This is a genomic window from Caulobacter sp. GW821-FHT10F06, from assembly GCF_058809215.1.
The window spans coordinates 1-22,265 of sequence record NZ_JBXASK010000010.1 but is presented as its reverse complement, the minus strand read 5'-3'; the positions used below and the strand labels follow the sequence as shown (position 1 = coordinate 22,265).

The 22,265-nt window shown below is 67.6% G+C and carries 20 protein-coding genes and 2 pseudogenes; 10 read left to right on the top strand and 12 right to left on the bottom strand.

What is annotated here, in order from left to right; genetic code table 11:
- Positions 1-2: 2 nt before the first annotated feature.
- The 6 genes from zwf to fliL all read right to left on the bottom strand — a co-directional run bounded on the left by zwf (position 3) and on the right by fliL (position 7,718).
- Positions 3-1,457 carry a glucose-6-phosphate dehydrogenase gene (gene zwf, locus AC1RUS_RS20170; RefSeq protein WP_492918378.1) on the bottom strand — a complete coding sequence of 485 codons (1,455 nt, stop codon included), beginning with the start codon at positions 1,455-1,457 and terminating at the stop codon, positions 3-5.
- A gap of 240 nt (positions 1,458-1,697) precedes the next feature.
- Positions 1,698-4,562: a tetratricopeptide repeat protein gene (locus tag AC1RUS_RS20165; protein WP_492918377.1), complete on the bottom strand. Its 2,865-nt coding sequence runs from the start codon at positions 4,560-4,562 to the stop codon at positions 1,698-1,700.
- A 7-nt stretch (positions 4,563-4,569) separates the two neighbouring features.
- Entirely contained in the window at positions 4,570-5,364 is a 795-nt protein-coding gene (locus tag AC1RUS_RS20160) for a MotE family protein (protein ID WP_492918376.1), read from the bottom strand.
- Positions 5,361-5,918: a DUF6468 domain-containing protein gene (locus tag AC1RUS_RS20155; protein WP_492918374.1), complete on the bottom strand. Its 558-nt coding sequence runs from the start codon at positions 5,916-5,918 to the stop codon at positions 5,361-5,363. The genes AC1RUS_RS20160 and AC1RUS_RS20155 overlap by 4 nt, the downstream gene beginning before the upstream one ends.
- Positions 5,915-7,063: a flagellar motor switch protein FliM gene (gene fliM / locus AC1RUS_RS20150; RefSeq protein WP_492918373.1), complete on the bottom strand. Its 1,149-nt coding sequence runs from the start codon at positions 7,061-7,063 to the stop codon at positions 5,915-5,917. The genes AC1RUS_RS20155 and fliM overlap by 4 nt, the downstream gene beginning before the upstream one ends.
- Positions 7,064-7,091: 28 nt before the next feature.
- Positions 7,092-7,718 (bottom strand): flagellar basal body-associated protein FliL, encoded by a 627-nt coding sequence (gene fliL / locus AC1RUS_RS20145; protein ID WP_492918371.1) that lies wholly within the window; start codon positions 7,716-7,718, stop codon positions 7,092-7,094.
- Positions 7,719-7,943: 225 nt separating this feature from the next.
- On the opposite strand from fliL, the gene flgF reads away from it, so the two are divergent.
- The 5 genes from flgF (at position 7,944) to AC1RUS_RS20120 (ending at position 11,602) form a co-directional block, all read left to right on the top strand.
- Entirely contained in the window at positions 7,944-8,681 is a 738-nt protein-coding gene (flgF, locus tag AC1RUS_RS20140; RefSeq protein ID WP_492918370.1) for a flagellar basal-body rod protein FlgF, read from the top strand.
- Positions 8,682-8,694: 13 nt separating this feature from the next.
- Entirely contained in the window at positions 8,695-9,483 is a 789-nt protein-coding gene (flgG, locus tag AC1RUS_RS20135) for a flagellar basal-body rod protein FlgG (protein WP_492918368.1), read from the top strand.
- Positions 9,484-9,487: 4 nt separating this feature from the next.
- Positions 9,488-10,237: a flagellar basal body P-ring formation chaperone FlgA gene (gene flgA / locus AC1RUS_RS20130; RefSeq protein ID WP_492918367.1), complete on the top strand. Its 750-nt coding sequence runs from the start codon at positions 9,488-9,490 to the stop codon at positions 10,235-10,237.
- 11 nt (positions 10,238-10,248) lie between these two features.
- On the top strand, positions 10,249-10,983 hold the full coding sequence (gene flgH / locus AC1RUS_RS20125) for a flagellar basal body L-ring protein FlgH (RefSeq protein WP_492918365.1): 735 nt from the start codon (positions 10,249-10,251) through the stop codon (positions 10,981-10,983).
- A 148-nt stretch (positions 10,984-11,131) separates the two neighbouring features.
- Positions 11,132-11,602 carry a hypothetical protein gene (locus AC1RUS_RS20120; protein WP_492918364.1) on the top strand — a complete coding sequence of 157 codons (471 nt, stop codon included), beginning with the start codon at positions 11,132-11,134 and terminating at the stop codon, positions 11,600-11,602.
- Between the two features lie 9 nt (positions 11,603-11,611).
- Here the strand turns inward: AC1RUS_RS20120 and dxs are convergent, their stop codons facing one another.
- The 6 genes from dxs to AC1RUS_RS20090 form a co-directional block, all read right to left on the bottom strand.
- Complete coding sequence (gene dxs / locus AC1RUS_RS20115) at positions 11,612-13,531, bottom strand: 1-deoxy-D-xylulose-5-phosphate synthase (RefSeq protein WP_492918363.1); 1,920 nt, start codon at positions 13,529-13,531, stop codon at positions 11,612-11,614.
- A gap of 17 nt (positions 13,532-13,548) precedes the next feature.
- Positions 13,549-14,433 (bottom strand): polyprenyl synthetase family protein, encoded by an 885-nt coding sequence (locus AC1RUS_RS20110; RefSeq protein ID WP_492918362.1) that lies wholly within the window; start codon positions 14,431-14,433, stop codon positions 13,549-13,551.
- Complete coding sequence (locus AC1RUS_RS20105) at positions 14,430-14,774, bottom strand: tRNA-binding protein (RefSeq protein WP_492918361.1); 345 nt, start codon at positions 14,772-14,774, stop codon at positions 14,430-14,432. Before AC1RUS_RS20105 ends, AC1RUS_RS20110 begins: the two co-directional genes overlap by 4 nt.
- On the bottom strand, positions 14,774-15,031 hold the full coding sequence (locus tag AC1RUS_RS20100; protein WP_492918360.1) for an exodeoxyribonuclease VII small subunit: 258 nt from the start codon (positions 15,029-15,031) through the stop codon (positions 14,774-14,776). Before AC1RUS_RS20100 ends, AC1RUS_RS20105 begins: the two co-directional genes overlap by 1 nt.
- A gap of 118 nt (positions 15,032-15,149) precedes the next feature.
- Positions 15,150-15,770: a histidine phosphatase family protein gene (locus AC1RUS_RS20095; RefSeq protein WP_492918359.1), complete on the bottom strand. Its 621-nt coding sequence runs from the start codon at positions 15,768-15,770 to the stop codon at positions 15,150-15,152.
- A 34-nt stretch (positions 15,771-15,804) separates the two neighbouring features.
- Positions 15,805-16,725 (bottom strand): histone deacetylase family protein, encoded by a 921-nt coding sequence (locus AC1RUS_RS20090; RefSeq protein ID WP_492918358.1) that lies wholly within the window; start codon positions 16,723-16,725, stop codon positions 15,805-15,807.
- 63 nt (positions 16,726-16,788) lie between these two features.
- Here AC1RUS_RS20090 and AC1RUS_RS20085 point away from each other — a divergent pair, with 63 nt between their 5' ends.
- The 5 genes and pseudogenes from AC1RUS_RS20085 (at position 16,789) to AC1RUS_RS20065 (ending at position 22,115) form a co-directional block, all read left to right on the top strand.
- Positions 16,789-17,316: a GNAT family N-acetyltransferase gene (locus AC1RUS_RS20085; RefSeq protein ID WP_492918357.1), complete on the top strand. Its 528-nt coding sequence runs from the start codon at positions 16,789-16,791 to the stop codon at positions 17,314-17,316.
- Between the two features lie 164 nt (positions 17,317-17,480).
- A complete protein-coding gene (locus tag AC1RUS_RS20080) occupies positions 17,481-18,656 on the top strand; it encodes a vWA domain-containing protein (protein ID WP_492918356.1) in 1,176 nt (391 codons plus the stop codon).
- 926 nt (positions 18,657-19,582) lie between these two features.
- A pseudogene (locus AC1RUS_RS20075) lies at positions 19,583-20,317 on the top strand (Tar ligand binding domain-containing protein); the annotation flags it as partial.
- A gap of 411 nt (positions 20,318-20,728) precedes the next feature.
- Positions 20,729-21,350 (top strand): annotated as a pseudogene (locus AC1RUS_RS20070) (methyl-accepting chemotaxis protein); the annotation flags it as partial.
- Positions 21,351-21,611: 261 nt separating this feature from the next.
- Complete coding sequence (locus AC1RUS_RS20065) at positions 21,612-22,115, top strand: hypothetical protein (RefSeq protein ID WP_492918355.1); 504 nt, start codon at positions 21,612-21,614, stop codon at positions 22,113-22,115.
- The last annotated feature ends 150 nt before the right edge of the window (positions 22,116-22,265 follow it).

The following is a 22,265-nucleotide window of genomic DNA, read 5'->3' as shown; positions in this document are numbered from 1 at the left end:
GATCACGCCTTCCACGACCGGCCGCCCGGCGAGATCAGCCCGTTGGACGACTGCGGCCCCCAGGTGCCCGCCGCATAGGGCGCGGGTTCGATATTGGCCTCGGCCCAGGCGGCCGAGACGCCGTCGATGAACTTCCAGGCCTGCTCAACCTCGTCGCGCCGCACGAACAGGGTGCGATCGCCGCGGAACACGTCGAGGAACAGCTTCTCATAGGCGATGCGGCGACGGCCGCCGCTCTGGCCGAACGACAGCGACAGCGGCAGCGACTGCAGGCGCATGCCCTCCTCCGACAGGCCCGGACGCTTGTTCATCAGGGTCAGGACGATGTTCTCGTCGGGCTGAAGGTCGATGACCAGGCGGTTGGCGCACAGGTCGTTGTCGGTGGCCTGGCCGAAGATGTTGTGCGGCAGCGGCTTGAACTGCACGACGATCTGGGTGCGGCGGTCGGGCAGGTTCTTGCCGGTGCGCAGGAAGAACGGCACGCCGTCCCAGCGCCAGTTGTCGATCGCCACCTTCATGGCCACGAAGGTCTCGGTCTTGCTGGCCTTGCCGACCTCTTCGAGATAGCCGGCCCGAGCGCCGCCCTCGACCACCCCGGCGACGTACTGGCCGCGAACCGTGTCGTGGGCGACGGTGTCCTTGGTGAAGCGGCGCAGGGAGCGAAGAACCTTGACCTTCTCGTCGCGCACCGCGTCGGGGTCGAAGCCCGACGGCGCCTCCATGGCCACCAGGCACAGCAGCTGCAGCATATGGTTCTGGACCATGTCGCGCAGCGCGCCGTACTCATCGTAATAAGGCCAGCGGTCGCCGACCTTCTCGGTCTCGGCGATGGTGATCTGGACGTGGTCGATCGTGTTGCGATCCCACAGCGGCTCGAACAGCACATTGGCGAAGCGCAGGGCCGTCAGGTTCTGGACCGTCTCCTTGCCCAGATAGTGGTCGATCCGGAAGATCTGGCTTTCGTCGACGATCGCGCCGACCGCGGCGTTGGTCGCGCGCGAGCTCTGCAGGTCGCGGCCGATCGGCTTTTCCAACACCAGGCGCGTTTCGGGGCCGGTCAGGCCGACCGACTGCAACGCCGCGCAGGCGGGGCCATAGAGGCTGGGCGACAGCGAGAAGAAGATCACCAACGAGCCGTGCTCGCCGACGCGCTCGGCCAACTTGGCCGCGCCCTCGTCCTTGGTGATGTCGACGGCGATATAGTCCAGGCGGGCCGCCAGGCGGTTCCAGGCCGCCTCCTCGACGGTGGCCCGCTTGCCCAGCTGTTCGCGAACCAGGGCCTTGTAGCTGGCGGCGTCGTGGTCGGCGCGCGCCACGCCGATGATCCGCAGGTCGTGCGGCAGGAGGCGATCGACCTCGAGGAAATAGAGGGAAGGCAGCAGCATACGCAACGCGAGATCGCCGGCGCCGCCGAGCAGCACCAGGACTTCGCGGCCATTTTCGCCGTCGTTGGTCATATTCACTAGATCTTCCACCCTATGACAACGTTGTCATGACACGCCTACCCCAGCTTGGCAAGCGGCCACAAATCAACGTTCCGCCCGGGAAGTCGGGCGGGGCTCTAACTAGGCTAAACGCGGATGGCCTGCCATAAGACCAATCGAATTTCCCGGCCGGTTATCGACGCAAAGCGCCGTCAGCGCGCACGGGTCTTGCGCTTGCGCGGCATTATCGAGCGTCTGGAAGAAAGGCTGTGCCTAGCCGCGCGGCGAGCCGGCGGGACGTCCGGTGCGGAACTTGTCCTTCATCCGCGAGACCCAACCGCTGAACGCCTCGTTGTCGGCGGTCACCCGACCGAAGTCGGCGCTGGACAGCGATTCGACGTTCATGCCCGACAGCGCCACGCGCAGGCCGTCAGGGTTGTTGGCGCCCTCGACGAAGTCCGAATAGCGCTGGCGCAGACGCGCTAGGGCGGCGTCGTCATCGGCGAGGCTGTAGGCCACGCTGGATCGTAGCAGGCGGGCTTCGTCGCCGGGCGACAGAGCCCCCTGCGCCTTCCAGCGATCGCCCAGCGTCTTCTCGTACAGCGCGCCGGCCTGGGGCCAGGTGCGTTGCTTCCAGGCGATCTCGGCGCGGATCTCCTGGGCGTCCTTGCCGTTGTCGGTCTCGATCAGTTCGAGCGCGGCGTCGTAGCGGCCCAGGCCCATATAGGCGCGCGCGGTCGCGGCGCGGCGCTCGGCGTTCAGTGCGGCGGGCAGGATGGTGGTGCGGGTGTCGTTGATGGCCTGCAGCGCGTTCTCGGGCTGCTTGTTCATCAGATAGATCCAAGCCAGATCGGTCGCGACCTGGGCCTTGGGCACGCCGTCCAGGCGATTGTCGACCTGATATTTCAACAGCTTGGCGGCGTCGTCCAGCAGGTCGACATCGACCAGGCGGCGCACCAGGTTGCGAACCATCTGGTCGCCGTCGGCGCCTAGAGGCGTCAGTTCCTGGAAGTCGTAGAACAGACCCACGGCCTGGATCGGCTGCATGCCGTCGGCCAGACCGTCCAGGAACAGGGCGCGGAAGGCGCTGTTGAGGTCGTTGCGGAGGGCAATGGCCTCGGGGCGATCGGACTGGTTGCCCGCCGACCGAAGCACTTCCAGCGCCTCGCGATAGCGGCCCTGATCGACATAGAGCTTGCCCAGGCCGCGGATGGTCTCCAGTTCGACACCATCGCCGCGCCAGCGGAAGCGCAGCTGGTTGAGCTGGTCGGCCGCCTGCATTGGGCTGATCTGACCCTTGGCAAGACGCAGCTGGGTCGAGTGCAGCATGGCCGGCGCGGCGATACGATCGATCGGCGCCTTGGCGATGGCCTGGTACATCCGCAAGGCGCGGCTCTTCTCGCCCTTGGCCTCGAACATGCGGGCCTGGGTCAGGCGGATGTCGAGCGCGTCCTCGACCGGGATTTTGGGCTGTTTCAGCGCGGCGTCGATCAGGCGCGCGGCGCCGACCAGGTCGCCGGTGCCCAGCGCCGCCTCGGCCTGGGCGTGCAAGAAGCGCGCGCGCCAGATGGCCGGGAAGAGATCCAACGCGCGCCCGCCGCCGGCGAACTTCTGGCGAGCGTCGGCCCACGCGCCTTGCTGGGTTGAGATGAAGCCCCGCCACTGGGCCGCCGACGGATCGTCGGCCAGCACGGGCGAGGAGAAATCGGCGTCGGCCTCGGACAGACGATTGGCCATCACCTTGGCCACGCCGCGCAGGCCCCGGAACTCGGCGTCGCCCAGCAGGGTCTGGTGCTTGCGGGCGGCGGCGTTGAGCACGCCGATCGCTTCGTAGGACATGCCAGAGCCGACCAGGAAGCGGGCCAGCGCCATGCGGGCGCCAATGTCGCCGTTCTTGTCCTCGCCTTCGCTGGCCGCCGGGATCGCGCCCTGCAGCGCGTTGTAGCGGGCCAGGAAGCCGCCCGACCCGGTCTTGGGCCAGTTGTCGAGATCGATCAGGGCCGGCATGGCCATCGGCTGCGGCGCGCCGGCGGAGACCTCGGCGGGCGGCGTCGAGGCCGACAGCGGCGACAGCACCAGCCCCTTGGGCCGGCCGATGCGCATCAGGTCGCCTTCGATCGAAACCATCAGATCGCTGGCGTAGGTTTCCGCCGCCAGACCCTGAGCCGAGGGCAACAGGGCCATCTCGACATATTCGCGGCGCGACGGCAGGCCCTTGGACGGCGCCAGGGCCGGCGCGACCAGCAGGCGGTCGCCCACCGCGGAATCGTTGATCCAGACGGCCTTGGTCACCCCGGCCAGGACGGCCGTGAGTGTGGCGGGACTGACGCTCTCGTCGCGGGCCACCTTGATCGCGTCGGGCGTGGCGTCCGAGCCCGCGCCCAGGCTGATGGTCCAGCGACCGCCCTGCCCGTCTGCGGCGAATGGCTGGCCGGCAGGCGTGACGATGCGCAACGCGCTGTAGTCGGCGCCCTTGAAGACCTGGACCTTGGTGTAGCGCGCGGTCGAGGCCGGCAGCTTGGCGATATCGAGGCGCGCGGGAGTGTCGAACACCACCCAGACCGCCTCTCCGCGCCGGAACACGGCGGCGCCGGCGGGCGCGGCCCAGTCGAAGGTCAGCTTGACCTGGGTGTCGGCCTTCTCGAAGCCGGCGTGAACGACACCGCCGGCCGGCATGGGATTGGGACGCCCGACGGGCGGCGCAGCGGCGGCCTGTTGGCTGGGTGCGGGCGGCGCACCGGCGCGGGCGAAGATGTTGACGAAGTCCGAGCCGTCGGCCTGGCCCAGGCGCGCATCGGCGTCGTCGGTCAGGGTCAGCACGATCTCGAGCGCGCCGAAGCTGTGGCGCATGTCCACGGCCTTGACCCAGCGCGGCGGGGCCAGGCGCAGGGCGGCGATGTCCGGGTTGGCGTCACGGCTGAAGCGCAGGGTCAGAACCTGGCCGTCGCGTTTGGACGACATCTTCGCGCCGCCCGCCCAGTGGAATTCCAGACGGCTGAACTCGGCGGCCTGGGCGACGCGCACGTCGAGGCTGGCGCGCGACGCGGCCGCAGGGCCGGCGGCGTTGACCGACGGCGCCGCGACGCTGGCGATACAAGCCGCCGCGACGCTGGACCGCAGGAGCGCGCGTAGTCTCATGGATGGATTATCCGGCCTTCTTGGGCGCGGCGGCGCCGGCCAGCGGCGTGGCCGCGGCCTGCTTGCCTTGAGCATCGGCGGCGGCCGGCGCCTGCCCGCCGTTCTCGGCGATCGCGGCCTTGCCCTTGTTGATGGCGTCGCCGGCGAAGCGGTTGGCCAGGCGCTCGGTCAGGGTCTTGGCGTCGGTCGGAGCCATGTTCGCCAGGATCATGCTGAGCGTGCGCTCCTTCATCTTGGCGGCGATCGGCAGGCGCACCGAGTCGTCCAGGATCGTCATGCGCGCGGCGGCGTCCTTGGGCTTCATGCTCGAGAACACGGTGACCATGCGATCGACCTCGGCCGACTTCTGGGTGTCGGCCTGGCCCAGCAGGCCCTGGATGTCGCCCTTCAGGCCGTTCAGCGCCTTGACCTTGGCGTCGAGCTTGGCTTCGGCGGCTTGCAGCAGTTGCAGCTGCACGTCGATGTCCTGTTCGCGCTGGTCGAGCTGGCCGCGACGCGCGCCCAGGCTTTGCAGGATGTGCAGTTCGGCGGGCGACAGGCCGGCCTCGCGGGCCAGATCGTTGGCCGACGGGGCGCAGACGCGAGGCGGGACCGACGCGGCGGTGGGCTGGGCCGCGCCTTCGGCCGACGGAGCCTCTTCGCCATGAGCGGCCTTGGCGTCCGGCTTGGCGACGCCCTCGGCGAACGCCTTCGCGCCGCTGATCATGTCGGGCAACGACTTGGCGCCCGCCAGGGCGTTGACCGCCAGAACGCCGCCGACGGCGATGCCGACCAGAGGAAGGATGCGGGGAATGTTCTTCATCGCCGGGCTCTGAAATTGCTTCCGGGACGCGGCGGATCCACCGGCCCCTCGAAGAGGTCATCATCTATCCGCGCCCGTGAACGCGGGGTTTCCTTGGCGACGCTGGGTCGCGGCAGGGGTTCGTCGGAGCGAAGATCGCTCGGACGGGACGTCGCCTGGGCCTCGCGGTCCAGGAGACGCTCGAAATCCTCGGCCTTCAGCCGGCGCTCCGGCTTCGGAGCCGGGGCGCGCTCGCGGGCCGGCGCGGAGGCGGCGGCGGGCGGCGGGGTGACCATCGGCCGGTTCAGCCGCTCGTCCAGCTGGGCCGCCAGGGCCTGGGCGCGTTCGATGCGAACCGCCAGAGTCTCGGACGCTTCGTCGGTCGCTGCCCGCAGATCGGCTAGGCCCTGCTCAGCGCGCGCGGCGGCGTTGTCGAGGTCGGCCACCGCCTTGGCGAAGCCGGCATGACTGTCGCGCAGGGCCTTCAACCGGCGTTCCAGACGCCAGCCAAAGCCGAGCGCGACGATCAGCAGGATCGCCAGCAGAGCGTTCATGGCGATGGCGACGACGCTCATTTCAGCTTCTGAACCGCCTTCTTCGCCGCCGGGGTCAGCGGAGCCTCGGCCCGGATGGCGATCGAATGGTTGCGACGGCCCATGCGGCCGCGCGTCAGCGGGATGGCCCCGGCGCGCAGCTCGACAAGGCTGTCGGGCGTGGCGTTCAGCATCATGGTGTCGCCGATCTGCAGGTTCAGCACCTTGGACAGCGGCAGCTGCTGCTCGTCGAGCACGGCGCGCACTTCCATCTGGGTGGTCCACAGCTCGGTGGCCAAGTGGCCTTCCCAGATATTGTCGCGGCCGAACTTCTCACCCATGAACTGCTGCAGCAGCATCTTGCGGATGGGCTCCAGCGTCGCGTAGGGCAGCAGCAGCTCGATGCGGCCGCCGCGATCTTCCATGTCGATCCGCAATTTGACCAGGATGGCGGCGTTGGCTGGACGGGCGATGGCGGCGAAGCGCGGATTGGTTTCCAGGCGATCCAGCGAGAAGCCGACCGGATGCAGCGGCTCGAAGGCGCTCTTCAGATCGGTCAGCACCACCTCGATCATCCGCTGCACCAGCACGCGTTCGATGGTGGTGTAGGGACGGCCCTCGATGCGCATCGCGGCCGTGCCGCGGCGGCCGCCCAGCAGCACGTCGACGATCGAGTAGATCAGGTTGGAATCGACGGTCAGCAGCCCGTAGTTGTCCAGCTCCTCGGCCCGGAACACCGCCAGGATGGCCGGCAGCGGGATAGAGTTGAGATAGTCGCCGAAACGGATCGAGCTGATGTTGTCGAGGCTGACCTCGACGTTGTCGGAGGTGAAGTTGCGCAGGCTCGTGGTCATCAACCGCACAAGGCGGTCGAAGACGATTTCGAGCATCGGCAGACGCTCGTAGCTGACCAGGGCCGAATTGATGATCGCCCGGATGCCGGTGCGGTCGTCATTGCCGTCGCCGGAGAGGTCGAAGCCCAGCAGGCTGTCGATCTCGTCCTGGTTCAGGATCCGCTCGGACCCCGCCATGTCGCCGCCGCCGTCGTCCCAGCCGCCGCCGCCCATGCCGCCGCTGAAATCGCCGAACTCGCCCGCGCCGCCTTCGGCCGGCTGGTCGAAGGCGCCCGGGGGGTTCTGCGAGGCCCATTGGGCCATCGCGGCCTGATCGTCGAGTTCGTCCGCCATGTTGGTTCGCCCAACCAGCCCCGAAGGACTAGTTGATCAGCATCTCCTCGATCAGGACAGCGTTCACCTTGGACGGCGCGGCGACAAGATTGACGCGACGCAGCAGCTCCACGCGGAGCTGATATGTGCCCTGGCTGCCGTTCAGGTCTTCCGGGCGCAGCTCGCGCAGGAAGGTCTGGAACATGTCCTGCAGCCTGGGCAGATTCGGCGTCAGGGCCTCGGCCGTTTCCTCGTCGGGCAGTTCGAAGGTCAGCTTCAGCTTCAGGAAGGTCGACTTGCCGTCGGCGGTCTGCATGTTCACGACGATGTCGGGCAGGGTGTAGAACACGACGCCGTCGGGGCCTTCCTTGATGACGGGCGCGCCGGCGCCGCCTTCGGCGCCCTTGGCGCCCTCGCCTTCCTTGGCGCCGTGACCGCCCTTCTCTTCCTTCTTTTCCTTCTTCTTTTCCTTGCCGTGCTCGCCCTCTTTCTCGCCGTGCGCTTCGGGCTTGGGCTTCATCAGGAAGAAGGCCGCGGCTCCGCCGCCGCCCAGCACGAGGACGCCCGCGGCGATGGCGATGATCAGAATCGGCGGCTTCTTCTTGGCGGGGGCTTCGCCTTCGACGCCCTCTTCGCCTTCGGGAGCCGGAGCTTCCTTTTCGGGTTTTTTGGCCACGCGCGCGGTTCCTTGGAATCTACCCCCGTACTCATGCGCGACCATGGTTAACGATGTGTTTTGGAAGCCATTTGGTCGCAGGCAGAATCCGCCCGGCAGACTCCGCCCAACACCCCCGCGTTAACCTTCCTATTTCTTGATTTCACTCACCTTTTCGCGTTGGCACGAGGATTGCTCATAGGACTGCGGCGCATTTGTCGCGCCAGTCGCCCGAGTTAACTCGTCATGGACAACGCGCTGTATGTCGGCCTTTCGCGTCAGATGACGCTGCGCCGCGAGCTCGATGTCGTCGCGAACAACATCGCGAACGCCAACACCACCGGCTTCAAGGCCGAGGACCTGATGGTCCGCACCGAGGCGGCCAAGCCGGCCAAGACCATGGGCGGGTCCAACCCCGTCAAGTTCGTGCTCGACGACGGCGTCACCCGCGACTTCACGCAAGGCGCGATGACCAAGACCGACAGCGACTTCGACGTCGCCATCGAGGGCAAGGGCTTCTTCAAGATCCAGACCGCCGCCGGCGAGCGCTACACCCGCGACGGCCGCTTCACCACCAATCCGGAAGGCAAGGTGGTCACTCAGTCGGGCAATCCCGTGCTGGACGAAGGCGGCGGCGAGATCACGGTCGACCCCAAGCTGGGCCCGGTCAGCATCGGCAAGGACGGCACGATCAGCCAGGGGGCCGTCACGGTCGGCAAGATCGGCGTCGTGCTGGCCGACGACCTCTCGGCCCTCCGCAAGGAAGGCGACAACCTCTATCGCAACACCTCCAACACCACCCTGCAACAGGCGCCGAGCGCCATCGTCCACCAGGGCATGCTGGAATCCTCCAACGTCCAATCCGTGGTCCAGATCACCAAGCTGATCGAGGTACAGCGCGCCTACGAGAGCATGGCCAAGATGATGGACAACACCGCCGAACTGACGCGCTCCGCCGTCGAGCGCCTCGGCAAAGTGAATTAAGGGAGTTTAGACGATGCAAGCTCTGCGCACCGCCGCGTCCGGCATGTCGGCCCAACAGCTGAACGTCGAAGTCATCTCGAACAACATCGCCAACATGAACACCGTTGGCTTCAAGCGCCAACGCGCCGAGTTCCAGGACCTGCTGTACCAGACCATCGAGCGGGCCGGTTCGCAGTCGTCCAGCGACGGCAACGTGGTTCCTACGGGCGTCCAGGTCGGCGGCGGTGTGAAGGCCGGTTCGGTCTATCGCATCACCGAGCAGGGCACGCCCACCATGACCAACAACGAGTTGGACGTGGCCATCCAGGGCAAGGGCTACCTGCAGATCCTGATGCCGTCGGGCGAGACCGCCTATACCCGCGCCGGCAACTTCTCGACCAACGACCAGGGCCAGGTGGTCACCGAGGACGGCTATCTCGTCCAGCCCGGCATCACCATCCCGCAGAACGCCACCGCCATCACCATCGGCAAAACCGGCCTGGTCCAGGTGACCCTGGCCGGCCAGACCGCGCCGCAGACCGTCGGTCAGATCGAGCTGGCCAACTTCATGAACGAAGGCGGCCTGGAAGCCATCGGCGACAATCTGTTCCTGGAGAGCGGCGGCTCGGGCCCAGCCAACATCGCCGCCCCCGGCCAGCCCGGCTTCGGCACCCTGCTGCAGAACTACACGGAATCCTCGAACGTCGACGCCGTCAGCGAAATCACCGCCCTGATCGTCGCCCAGCGCGCCTACGAGATGAACTCCAAGGTCATCACGACGGCCGACCAGATGCTCCAAGCCACCTCGCAGCTGAGGTCCTAAGCTCATGAAGCGCCTCCTGATCACCGTCTGCGCCCTGGCCCTGGCCGGTCCCGCCCTCGCCGGCCAGGCCGTCTCGCTGAAGTACGACACCACAGACAGCGACGGCCGCGTCACCCTGGGCGATATCTTCGACGGGGCCGGTTCGGCCTCGGAGCTGCTGGTCGCCACCCGCGTGGGTCCCACGGTCGTGCTCGACGCCGCCCAGGTTCAATCGGCCGCTCGCCGCGCCGGTTTGGACTGGAACAATTCGCAGGGCATCCGCCGGATCATCGTCCGCCAGGGCGTCGACGGCGGCGCTGGCCTGGCCGGCGCGCCACGCGCCAGGGGCAGTGTGGAAGTTCTTGCCTATGCGCGTAGCCTCGCCGCAGGCGAGATCGTGCAGCCCCAGGACCTGATCTGGGTGAAGATGGCCGCTGCTCCGGCGGACGCCCCGCAGGACTCGGACGTCCTGATCGGCATGAGCGCCCGCCGCCCCCTGCGTGAAGGCGCCGCAGCCTCGCTGCGCGATGTCGCCGCGGCCCAGGTCATCAAGTCGGGCGACATCATCACCGTCACCTACGAAAACGACGGCGTTTCCCTTGCCCTGCAAGGAAAAGCGATGGCCGCCGCCGCGACCGGCGATCTCGTCGCCGTCCAGAACACGCTGTCGAAGAAGATCATCCAAGCCGTCGCGACGGGCCCGGGCTCGGCGATGGTCGGTCCGGGGGCCCAGTCCTTGCAGACCCGTTCTCCCATCCGTTACGCCGCTCGCTAGAGGTTCCTCGCATGCGCCCCGCCCTGATCGTCCTTGCCGCCCTCGCCCTGGCCCCGCTGGCCGCCTGCTCGACCGTTTCCGAAGCGGTGAAGGGTCCGGAACTGGCTCCTGTCGGCTACCCCGCCCAGCTGGCGCCGATGCAGCAGCAATATGTGTCGGCCCGTGAGCCGGCCCCGCAGTCGGCCTCGGCCAACTCGCTGTGGCGGGTCGGCGCGCGCGCCTTCTTCAACGATCAGCGCGCCAGCCGCGTCGGCGACATCGTCACCGTCCAGATCGACATCGACGACAGCGCCAGCACCAAGAACAACACCGCCAGCTCGCGCACATCGAGCACCAAGGCTGGCGTCAGCAACTTCCTGGGTCTCGAATCCAGCCTCGGCAAGGTTCTGCCGGGCGGCTTCGACCCAGCCAACGCGGTGGGGACCGACTCGACCTTCAGCAACGCCGGCGGCGGCAGCGTCAGCCGCTCGGAAAAGATCAGCCTGACGATCGCCGCTGTCGTCAGCCAGGTCCTGCCGAACGGCAACATGGTCATCCAGGGCACGCAGGAAGTGCGCACCAACGCCGAACTGCGCCAGCTGACCGTGGCCGGCATCGTGCGCCCCGAGGACATCTCGTCGGCCAACACGATCAAGCACACCCAGATCGCCGAAGCCCGCATCAGCTACGGCGGCCGCGGCGACATCAGCCGCGTGCAGAAGACCCCGGCCGGCCAGGCCCTGGTCGAGAAGTTCTCGCCCTTCTGATCCTGATCATGCGCGGTTCCGATAAGGACCGCGCAACCGCTTCAAGATGCTCAGGCGCGGCCCCGGCAGGGTGTCCGCGCCTGATGCGTTTTGGAGGTCGGCGAAACCAGCGAGCTCCCGTCGCGTTCCCTCAGGCAGGAGAACCGCCATGGGACGTTCGATCGTCGCCTTCATCGCCCTGGGATTGCTGAGCGCCGGCCTGGCTGGCTGCGCCCACGAGAAGGTGGCCGTCGACAGCTATCGCTGGGTCTATCTCAGCGAGGCCGGCGAGACGCCGCGCCTGGCCTATGGCCGCCCGCACAGCGACGACGTGGTGTTGATGCTGAGCTGCTCGCCCGGCGCCGACAGCGTGCGCATCTCGGCCGTCGGCCTGAACGGCGGCGAGATCGTCCTGGCCTCGGATCGCTCGGAAAGCCGCTTCCGCGCCGAGAAGGCCGAGAGCGCCCTGGTCGAGAGCGGCCTGCTGGAAGCCCAGGGCAAGATGAGCGCCCCCGCCCTCGCCGGCTTCCAGCTGACGGGCGAACTGGCCGTGGTGACCCAGGGCGAGCGTCACAACCTCGACGTGGCCAGCGAAGACCGCGGCCAGGTCAAGGCGTTCTTCCGGTCCTGCGCGGCCTAGGCCTGCAGTTTAGGCCCGGCGACCGGCCGCGCTGATATTGTCGATCCCCAGCGCCGACAGGGCGCCGCGCATGATGCCTTCGGCGTCGAGGCCGGCCTGGGCGTACATCAGGTCGGGCTTGTCCTGGTCCTGGAAGACGTCGGGCAGCACCAGGGTGCGGATCTTCAGGCCGCGATCCAGCGCGCCGTGCTCGGCCAGGGCCTGCAGCACGAAGGCGCCGAAGCCGCCCATGGCGCCCTCTTCCACCGTGATCAGAGCCTCGTGCTCGCGGGCCAGCCGCAGCAGCAGGTCGATGTCCAGCGGCTTGGCGAAGCGGGCGTCGCAGACCGTGGCCGACAGGCCGCGCGCGGCCAGCAGGTCGGCAGCCTTCAGGCTTTCGGTCAGGCGCGTGCCGAACGAGACGATGGCGACGCTGGTCCCCTCGCGGACGATGCGACCCTTGCCGATCTCCAGCGGATCAGCGCGGCCGACGGGCATTTCCAGGCCAAGGCCCTCGCCGCGCGGATAGCGGAAGGCGCTGGGCCGGTCGTCGATCTCGACGGCGGTGGCGACCATGCGGGCCAATTCCAGCTCGTCGGCGGCCGCCATCAGCACCATGCCGGGCAGAGCCCCCATGAAGCCGACGTCGAAGGTGCCGGCGTGAGTCGGGCCGTCGGCGCCGACCAGACCGGCGCGGTCCATGGCGAAGCGGACCGGCAGGCGCTGGATGGCCACGTCGTGGACGACCTGGTCGTAGCCGCGCTGCAGGAAGGTCGAATAGATCGCCGCGAAGGGCTTCATGCCGTCGGCGGCCAGGCCCGCGGCGAAGGTCACCGCATGCTGCTCGGCGATGCCGACGTCGAAGGTGCGTTCCGGAAACGCCTTCTGGAAGATGTCCAGGCCCGTGCCCGAGGGCATGGCGGCGGTGATGGCGACGATCTTGTTGTCGGCCTCTGCCTGCTTGACCAGTTCCTGGGCGAACACCTTGGTGTAGCTGGGCGGCCCGGCGGCCGGCTTCTGCTGCTGGCCGGTGACGACGTCGAACTTGACGACGGCGTGCAGCTTGTCGGCCGCGCCCTCGGCCGGAGCGTAACCCTTGCCCTTCTGGGTGACGACGTGGACCAGCACCGGCTTGTCCTCGAACTCGCGGGCGTTCTTCAGCACCGAGACGAGAGCGTCCATGTCGTGGCCGTCGATCGGGCCGACATAATGGAAGCCCAGTTCCTCGAAGAAGGTGCCGCCGGTGACCATGCCGCGAGCATATTCCTCGGCCTTGCGGGCTGCTTCGCGCACCGGGGTCGGCAGTTTCTCGACCACCGTCTTGCCCAGCTTGCGGACCTTGCGGTAGGCGCCGCCCGAGACGAGGTTGGCCAGATAGGCGCTCATCCCGCCCACGGGCGGGGCGATCGACATGTCGTTGTCGTTGAGGATGACGGTCAGTTGCTTGGTGGTGTCGACCGCCGCGTTCATCGCCTCATAGGCCATGCCCGCGCTCATCGAGCCGTCGCCGATCACGGCCACGACCTTGTTGTTCTCGCCCTTGGCGTCGCGCGCGGCGCAGAAGCCCAGCGCCGCCGAGATCGAGGTGGCCGCGTGGGCCGCGCCGAACGGGTCGTATTCGCTCTCGGCCCGCTTGGTGAAGCCCGACAGGCCGCCTCCCTGGCGCAGCGTCTTGATGCGATCGCGCCGACCGGTGAGGATCTTGTGCGGATAGGCCTGGTGGCCGACATCCCAGATCAGGATGTCCTTGGGCGTCTCATAGACGTGATGCAGGGCGACGGTCAGTTCGACCACCCCCAGGCCCGCGCCCAGGTGGCCGCCGGTGACGGAGACGGCGTCGATCGTCTGAGCCCTCACCTCCTCGGCCAACTGCTTCAGTTCCGCCACGGAAAGCCCACGCGTGTCGGCGGGCGAGGCGATCTTGTCGAGGAGAGGTGTCACGGTAGGCATGTCCGAAGAAAGCGCGGTCAGTTGCGTCGGTCCAGCACGAAATCAACGCTTCGACGCAGATGGTCTGCCCGTTCGCCGAAAATATCGAGGTGTGACTTGGTTTGAGCGGCCAGAAGCGTCACCCGCTCCTTGGCCGAGTCGAGGCCCAGAAGGGTGACGTAGTTGGCCTTGCCCTTGGCGGCGTCCTTGCCGCCCGCGGCCTTGCCCAGCACGGCTTCGTCGCCCTCGGCGTCCAGAATGTCGTCGACGATCTGATAGGCCAGACCAAGGTCCTGAGCGAAGCCCATCAGGGCGGCGCGCTCGGAATCTTTTGCCCGGGCGATGATCAGAGGAATTTCAAAGGCGAAGGCGATCAGGGCGCCGGTTTTCAGGCGCTGCATGCGCGCCACCGCGCCCAGATCATCGCGGACGCCCAGCAGATCGATCATCTGTCCGCCGCACATGCCCTTGGCGCCCGAGGCGATGGCCAGCTTGCGCACCAGTTCGGAGCGGATATTGCCGTCGTCGTGGGTGTCGGGGTGGGCCATGATCTCGAAGGCGGCGGTCTGCAGGCTGTCGCCGGCCAGAATCGCGGTCGCCTCGTCATATTGAATGTGCACGGTCGGACGGCCGCGACGCATGTCGTCGTCGTCCATGGCCGGCAGGTCATCGTGCACCAGGCTGTAGGCGTGGATGCATTCCAGCGCGCAGGCCGCCCGCAGCACCGGGCGCTCCGGCAGGTCGAACATCTTGCCGGTTTCCAGGGCGAAGAAGGGTCGCAGCCGCTTTCCGGGACCGAGCGCCGCGTAGCGCATCGCTTCCGTCAGACGGCTTTCAGGGCCTTCGGCGCGCGGCAGAAGCTCATCGAGCGCCACCGTGACGATGTCGGCCGCCTGAACGATGCGCCGTTCCAGATCCATCAAAACAGCTTCCCCCCGTCCGGCGCCGGCCGATCCACATTCAGCAGCACCACTTCCCCTTCCGCGTCCGGAAATCCAAGACACAGCACCTCTGACATGACCGGACCGATCTGGCGTGGCGGAAAATTCACCACGGCCGCCACGCGGCGTCCGACCAGTTCCTCGAGGGCGTAGTGCTTGGTCACCTGGGCCGACGAGCGCTTCACGCCGATCTTCGGCCCAAAGTCGATGGTCAGTTTATAGGCGGGCTTGCGCGCCTCCGGAAACGGCTCGGCCCTGAGCACCGTCCCGATACGGATGTCGACCTTGTCGAACTCGTCGTAGGAGATCGGCGCAGACCCCATCAGGTGAAGTCCGCCGGCTCGGCGCTGACGGCGCCGCCTTGGCCAAGCACGATCTTCTCAACCTTCAGGCGGGCGGCCTCGAGCTTCTTTTCGCAGTGGGCCTTGAGGGCCGCGCCGCGCTCATAGATGTCGATCGACCGCTCCAGGGGCGCCTGGCCGGACTCCAGCTCGGACACGATCTTTTCGAGCTCGGCCAGGGCCTGCTCGAAGCTCAGTCCAGCGAGATCTCCGTCGATGGCTTTCGAGGCGTCGGTCATTTCAACTCCGAGGAGAACAGGCCGCACCCTAGTGGCGCGGGAAGAAGCGGGCAACGGCGTAGAGCGAGGGCTTGGTTAAGGAAAGTCCGATTGGCGCGAAAGGCGCTTTTCGAGGCGTCTAGGCCCGGGCGAAGCGCTTGACGCTCCAGTAGCCATGGCCTTCGTCGACCAGCTTGCGCAGCCCCTTCTTGGTCAGGGAGCGGGCGATCATCCAGTTGAAGAAGCCATGGGCCAGGACCAGCACCTCCTGTCCGCTGGCGGACAGATCGATCAGCAGATCGGCGGCTTGGTCGGCGCGGACCTCGGCCTGGGCCCGGCTCTCCTGGTCCAGGTGATGATCGAAGAACCACCACCAGAATCGCGCGAAGAAGCCCAGGTGGCTGGGCGTCATCCTGATCCAGGACGGCCAGGGCGGCGGCGGCAGCGGCGCCTCGATGAACAGCGGATCGGTGGCGAAGGCCTTGCCGCCGCAGACCGCCTGGGCGGTCTCGATCGAGCGGCGGCGGGTCGAGGCGATGACCACGTCCGCCGTGCGGCAGGTCTGGATCAGCGAGTCGGGCGGGGTCTGGCCGTCCTTCAGACCGCCGACCTCGTAACGGTCCCACCATTCGCCATAGGCCTTGGCGTTGAAGCGCACCTTGCGCGACAAGGCCGGCTCGCCGTGACGAGCCAGGGTGATGAGGCCCGACTTGACGGGCTTGTCCTGCGCAAGGACCTGGTCGGCGATCGCGTCGGCCATGTTCCCCGGGAAGCGGAGGCGTGCCTCCAGTCCCTCATCCCTCCTGCAGAGCGCTGACATGCGCGGCGGCTGAACGCCCCAGCGCGTGTAGGTCGTAGCCGCCCTCGAGCGAGGAGACAATACGGCCCCGCGACCGGGCGTTGGCCACCGAGACGATCGCCCGGGTCGCCCAGGCGAAATCCTCGGCCTCGAGGTTCTGGGCGGACAGGGGATCGCGGACATGGGCGTCGAAGCCGGCCGAGACCAGGATCAGGTCGGGCGAGAAGCTGTCGACCAGGTCCATCAGCCCTTCGAACCGGCTGCGCCACAGCTGCGGCGCGGCGCCCGGCGGCACGATGGCGTTGGCGATATTGCCCAAGCCGGTCTCGGACGGATCGCCGGTGCCGGGATAGAGCGGCGACTGGTGGATCGAGGCGAAGAACACTGTCGGGTCGTTCTCGAACGTCGCCTGGGTGCCGTTGCCGTGGTGGACGTCGAAGTCGACGATCGCCACCCGCTTCAGGCCCGAGGCCTGGGCGACCCGCGCCGCCACCGCGACATTGGAGAAGACGCAGAAGCCCATGGCGATGTCCGGCTCGGCGTGATGGCCCGGCGGTCGCACGGCGCAGAAGGCCCGCGTTCCCTCCCCGGCCGCCACGGCGCGCACCGCGGTGACCGCAGCCCCGGCCGCTCGCCGGGCGGCGCCCAAGCTGCCGGGCGACAGCACGGTGTCGGGATCCAGGGCGTGCCGGCCCGCATGCGGCGCGGCGGCGAAGATCGCTTCGATGAAGGCCTGAGGATGCACCAGCGCCAGGTCGGCGATGTCGACCATCGGCGCTTCCAGCGTCTCCAGGTCGAGACCGGGGTCGTCGCCCAGCGCGTCGATCACCGCCTGCAGCCGGCCGGGATGCTCGGCGTGGCCCTCGCCCGGCCGGTGGTCCAGCATGTCGGAGTGGGTATAGAGCGCGACGGTCATGGCCTCAGCGTATCGCGGACAGCCATTGGACGAAACCGGCCGATCGCGGTTATCAGAAGCGACATGAGCCTCACTCTCCGCCGCGCCACCGCCCAAGACGTCGACACGGTCTCCAGCCTGGGAGCCCAGACCTTCGTCGAGACCTTCCAGCATCTCTATCCGCCGCAGGACCTGGAGACCTTCCTGGCCTCGGCCTATGGCCGAGAGAAGACCTTGGCCAGCCTGGAGCATCCCGGCAAGGCCACCTGGCTGCTGGAGGACGACGGCGAGGCGATCGGCTACGCCCTGGCGGGGCCCTGCGAGCTGCCGCATGACGACGTGAAGGACGGCGATGGCGAGCTCAAGCGCATCTATGTGCTGAAGGCGCACCAGGGCGGCGGCAAGGGCTCGATGCTGCTGAACGCCGCGCTGGACTGGCTGGAGAGGGACGGGCCTCGCACGCTGTGGATCGGCGTGTGGTCGGAGAATTTCGGGGCGCAGAAGCTTTATCAGCGCATGGGGTTTGCGAAGGCGGGGGAGTATTTCTTTCCGGTCGGGGAGACCCAGGATCTGGAGTTCATTCTGAAGCGAGTCTCGCCCCCTCCGCGCTGACGCGCTCCTCCCCCATAGGGGGAAGATGAAGGGCGCCGAGCTCATCTTCCCCCTATGGGGGAGGACTACCGCGAAGCGGTCAGGAGGGGGCGAGTGACGCCGCCCCGTTGCGTCTTCATAAAGAACCCTCCACACTCCGAACATCTGTTCGAAAGCGCGCGCCGATGTTCCTTCGCTTCTTCTCCGAGCTCCGCCAGGCCAAGGTGCCGGTCAGCCTGCGCGAATATCTTCTGCTGATGGAGGCCCTGGACAAGGACGTCATCGACCGTTCGGTCGAGGACTTCTACTTCCTGTCCCGCGCCAGCCTGGTGAAGGACGAGAAGAACCTCGACAAGTTCGACCGCGTGTTCGGCCACGTCTTCAAGGGCCTGGAAACCGTCAATGACGGCATCACCGCCGACATCCCGGAAGAGTGGCTGAAGGCCCTGACCGAGAAGTTCCTGACCGACGAGGAGAAGGCGGCGATCGAGGCCATGGGCGGCTTCGAGAAACTGATGGAGACCCTTCAGGAGCGGCTGAAGGAACAGAAGAAGCGCCACGAAGGCGGCAACAAGATGATCGGCTCGGGCGGGACCAGTCCGTTCGGCAACAACGGCTACAATCCCGAAGGCGTCCGCATCGGCCAGGACAAGAGCCGGCACGGCCGGGCCGTGAAGGTCTGGGACAAGCGCGAATACAAGAACCTCGACGACAGCGTCGAACTGGGCACCCGCAACATCAAGGTCGCCCTGCGGCGGCTGCGCAAGTTCGCCCGCCAGGGGGCGGCCGAGGAGCTGGACCTGAACGGCACCATTCGCGGCACGGCCGAGAAGGGCTATCTGGACATCCAGCTGCGGCCCGAACGGAGAAACAGCATCAAGGTGCTGATCTTCTTCGACATCGGCGGCTCGATGGACGGCCACATCAAGCTCTGCGAGGAGCTGTTCAGCGCCGCCAGGACCGAGTTCAAGAACCTGGAATTCTACTACTTCCACAACTGCCTCTACGAGGCCGTCTGGAAGGACAATCGCCGCCGACAGGTCGAGAAGATCCCGACCTGGGACGTGCTTCACAAGTTCCCCGCCGACTACAAGGTGATCTTCGTCGGCGACGCCACGATGAGCCCCTACGAGATCACCTATCCCGGCGGCAGCGTCGAGCACTGGAACGAGGAGCCGGGCGCGATCTGGATGCAGCGGGTGGCGGATATCTACCAGAGCTGCATCTGGCTGAACCCGACCCCCGAGCGGCACTGGGACTACACCCAGTCGATCGGCGTGATGAAGACCCTGATGAACGACCGGATGTTCCCCCTGACGATCGAGGGCCTGGACAAGGCGATGCGGGAGCTGGTGCGGTAGATCTGTAACTCGCCCCCTCCGCGCTGCGCGCTCCTCCCCCATAGGGGGAAGATGATCCGATCTGCCCCCTATGGGGGCGGACGACCTGCGCAGCAGGTCCGGTGGGGGCGAGTGTCAGCAACCTCGCGCTTTCGCTGCGATGGTGATGGGAAGGCGCGGAGCGTCCGGGCGACGCCCGGAGGATGGGGTAGAAAAACACCGTTTCGACGAAGCCGTCCGCTCCGCGTGACCGTTATCCCTCTGGCCGGGGCGCGCGGGTCTGGTTCAACCCTTTGCCCCACCCGGGCTTGTCCTCCTCGCGACGGACCCAGCCCTGAGGCTGCAAGCCACGCCGATTCCGGAGGGACCCGGAGCGGACCTTCGGACGGGCGGAGACCTTGGCCGATCCCCGATGGATGGGTTTACGTCCCCCATCCTCTAACCCGCTCGATCACCCCTGACAGCCGCCTCAGTCGCCGGCCGGACGCCCTTCCCGTGCTGTCAGGTGAGATCAGTATGAGGTCAGCCCTCTCCGCCTCCGAAAGCGCGGTGCGAGAAAATCATAAACCCTTGATTTTCCGACGTCCGACATCGTGAACGCCCCGCGTTCGCGCCCGCCTGTCCCCTCGCCTCCACGAACGCCGCGACCGACGAAACGATCTTGCTCAGCCGACGGACGCCGTCGAGACCCAACAGTTCGGTCCGCATGATCAAATATTATGCAGAATAGAACCTCGAAAACACGGCGTTATTCTTTGAATTCGTTTGCACCTTCGTGATGCGACGGAATGTCGCGTGAGGTTGTCGCGTAATGATGGCCACACGCCGAACAGCGTTTCCAAGCATTAACCTTCCTCGTGGATATGCGGATCATCTGAAAAGCCGGATCGGTTCGGGAAATCAGGACGCCTAGACCTGTTTTTTCTACGATTTGCGAGGGACGAGACATGAATATGACGATCAAAGCGCGACTGTTGGCATGCCTTGCCGCCCTTGCCGTCGGCATGGCGGCGATCGGCCTGGCGGGCCTGGCGTCCAACGCCATGAACGGCCGCGCCATCCATTCGATCATGGTCGACCGCCTCGAGCCGATGCAGCGCCTGAAGACGGTCAGCGACATGTACGCCGTCAACATCGTCGACACCGCCCACAAGGCGCGGTCGGGCGCCCTGACCCACGACAAGGCTCTGGCCAGCATCGACAGCGCCCAGGCCGCGATCCGCCAGAACTGGAACGCCTATCGCGCCACCGAGATGACGCCGGACGAACAGGCCTTGGTCGACAAGGCGTCGGCCGCCATGCCCGTCGCCGAGGCGGCCGTGGCCAGGCTGGAAGCCGTCATCAAGGGCGGCGACCCGGCCGCGCTCGCCGCCTTCAACGACGGCGAACTCTATCCCGCCATCGATCCCGTCACCGCCAATGTCGCCGCCCTGGTCGACCTGCAGACCCGGGTCGCCAGCCAGGAAAGCAAGGCCGCCGAGGGCGTGGCCCACGCCGCCATGATGGTGATGATCGCCATCGCCCTGGCCGCCGCCGGCCTGCTGGCTTTCGCCACGCGGGTGGTCATCGCCAAGGTCTGCGCGCCGATCCAGGCCATGACGGCCGCCATGGGCCGCCTGGCCGACGGCGACAATGACATCGTCGTCCCGGCCCTGGGCCAGAAGGACGAGCTAGGCCAGATGGCCGGCGCCGTCTCGGTGTTCAAGGAGGCCGCGATCGCCAAGATCAAGGCCGACGCCGACATCATCGCCGCCCGCACCCAGGCCGAACGCGAGCGCCTGGCCGCCACCCAGGCCGCGATCGCCCAGGAGCAGCAGCTGGTCGTCGCCTCATTTGGAACCGGCCTGGAGCATCTGGCCGGCGGCGACCTGACCTATCGCGTCAATGACGACCTGCCCGCCGAATACGAGACCCTGCGCGCCAACTTCAACGGCGCCATGACCAAGCTGCAGGACACCATGAAGGTGATCGTGGGCAACGCCGACGGCATCCGCGCCGGCAGTTTCGAGATCACCACGGCTTCCGACGACATGGCCAAGCGCACCGAACAACAGGCCGCCGGCTTGGAGGAGACCGCCGCGGCGCTGGAAGAGATCACCGCCACCGTCAAGCGCACCGCCGACGGCGCCCAGGAGGCCCGCCAGGTCGTCGCCAACGCCAAGACCGACGCCGAGAGCGGCGGCCAGGTGGTGGGCAAGGCGATCGCGGCCATGGGCGCGATCGAGCAGTCCTCCAGCCAGATCGGCCAGATCATCGGCGTGATCGACGAGATCGCCTTCCAGACCAACCTCCTGGCCCTGAACGCCGGCGTCGAGGCGGCCCGCGCGGGCGAGGCCGGTCGCGGCTTCGCGGTCGTCGCCCAGGAAGTGCGGGCCCTGGCCCAGCGCTCGGCCGATGCGGCCAAGGAGATCAAGGCCCTGATCACCGCCTCGACAGAGCAGGTCAGCGCCGGCGTCGACCTGGTCGGCCAGACCGGCAAGGCCCTGCACAGCATCCTGGAGCAGGTGTCGCGCATCAACGGCGTGGTCGGCGAGATCGCCGCCTCGGCCCGCGAGCAGGCCACGGGCCTGGACGAGGTCAATGTCGCCGTCACCCAGATGGACCAGGTCACCCAGCAGAACGCCGCCATGGTCGAGGAGAGCACCGCCGCCAGCCACGCCCTGGCCAAGGAAGCCGACGTCCTGGCCCAGCTGATGGCCCAGTTCCAGACCGGCGCGGTCGTGGCCGCGGCCGCGCGTCCCCGCGCCGTCGCATCGCCGCCCGTTCGTCGCGTCGCCGCCGGTCGTCCCGGCTCGGCCGCGCCCAAGATCGACGCCTGGGAAGAGTTCTAAGCCCCAGGCGTCGCGACGGCCTCGCCCCCTGCCCTCTCCCCCGTGGGTCGGGGCGGGGCCGTCCCCCTTCTCCGCAGCGCGTCTCTTGACGATCGCGCCCGGTTCGACCGACGGTAGCGCTCCCATCGGGCCAAGGACCGTCAGAATGATCCGCCCCGCCAGTCTGGCCGCCCTGCTGCTGATGACGAGCCTCGCCTCGCCGGCCGGCGCCTATGTCCGCCGCGACGAGAGCTGGGGCAAACCGGGGATCTCGTTCCTGCAGTACCGCACCGACGCGGTGGAATGCGCCTACAAGGTGGAGACCCAGGCGCCGGTGGCCATCCCGCTCGTCGACCTGGCCTTCGCCACCGACACGCCCCTGCCCGAGCCGTCGGCGACCACGCCCGACAATCCCAATCTCGATGTCGCCGCCGTCATCGACTACGCCGCCCAGTATCAGCTGCGCGCCAACAAGTCCTGGCGGCGGGTCGCCCAACAGCTGGAGCCCGCCCTCGCCGCCTGCCTCAAGGATCGCGGCTATCAGCGCTTTCGCCTGACCGACGCCCAAGACGCGGAGCTCAAGCGCCTCCCCGCCGGCGCCAAGGCCCGGCAGATCTATCTATGGCGGCTGGCCGTCGATCCGGCGGTGCTGGACGCGCAGAGGCGCTGAAGGCGATCGATCTTCATCGGCGGCCCCGCTGCTCAACGGCGGGCGGATCGAGGGTCAGCTGTGGGTGGATGTCGGACGGCCGGCTCAGTAGCGCCCCCTCCGTCACGTCGCCTATCGGCGCCGCGCCACCTCCCCCGTTTCACAGGGGAG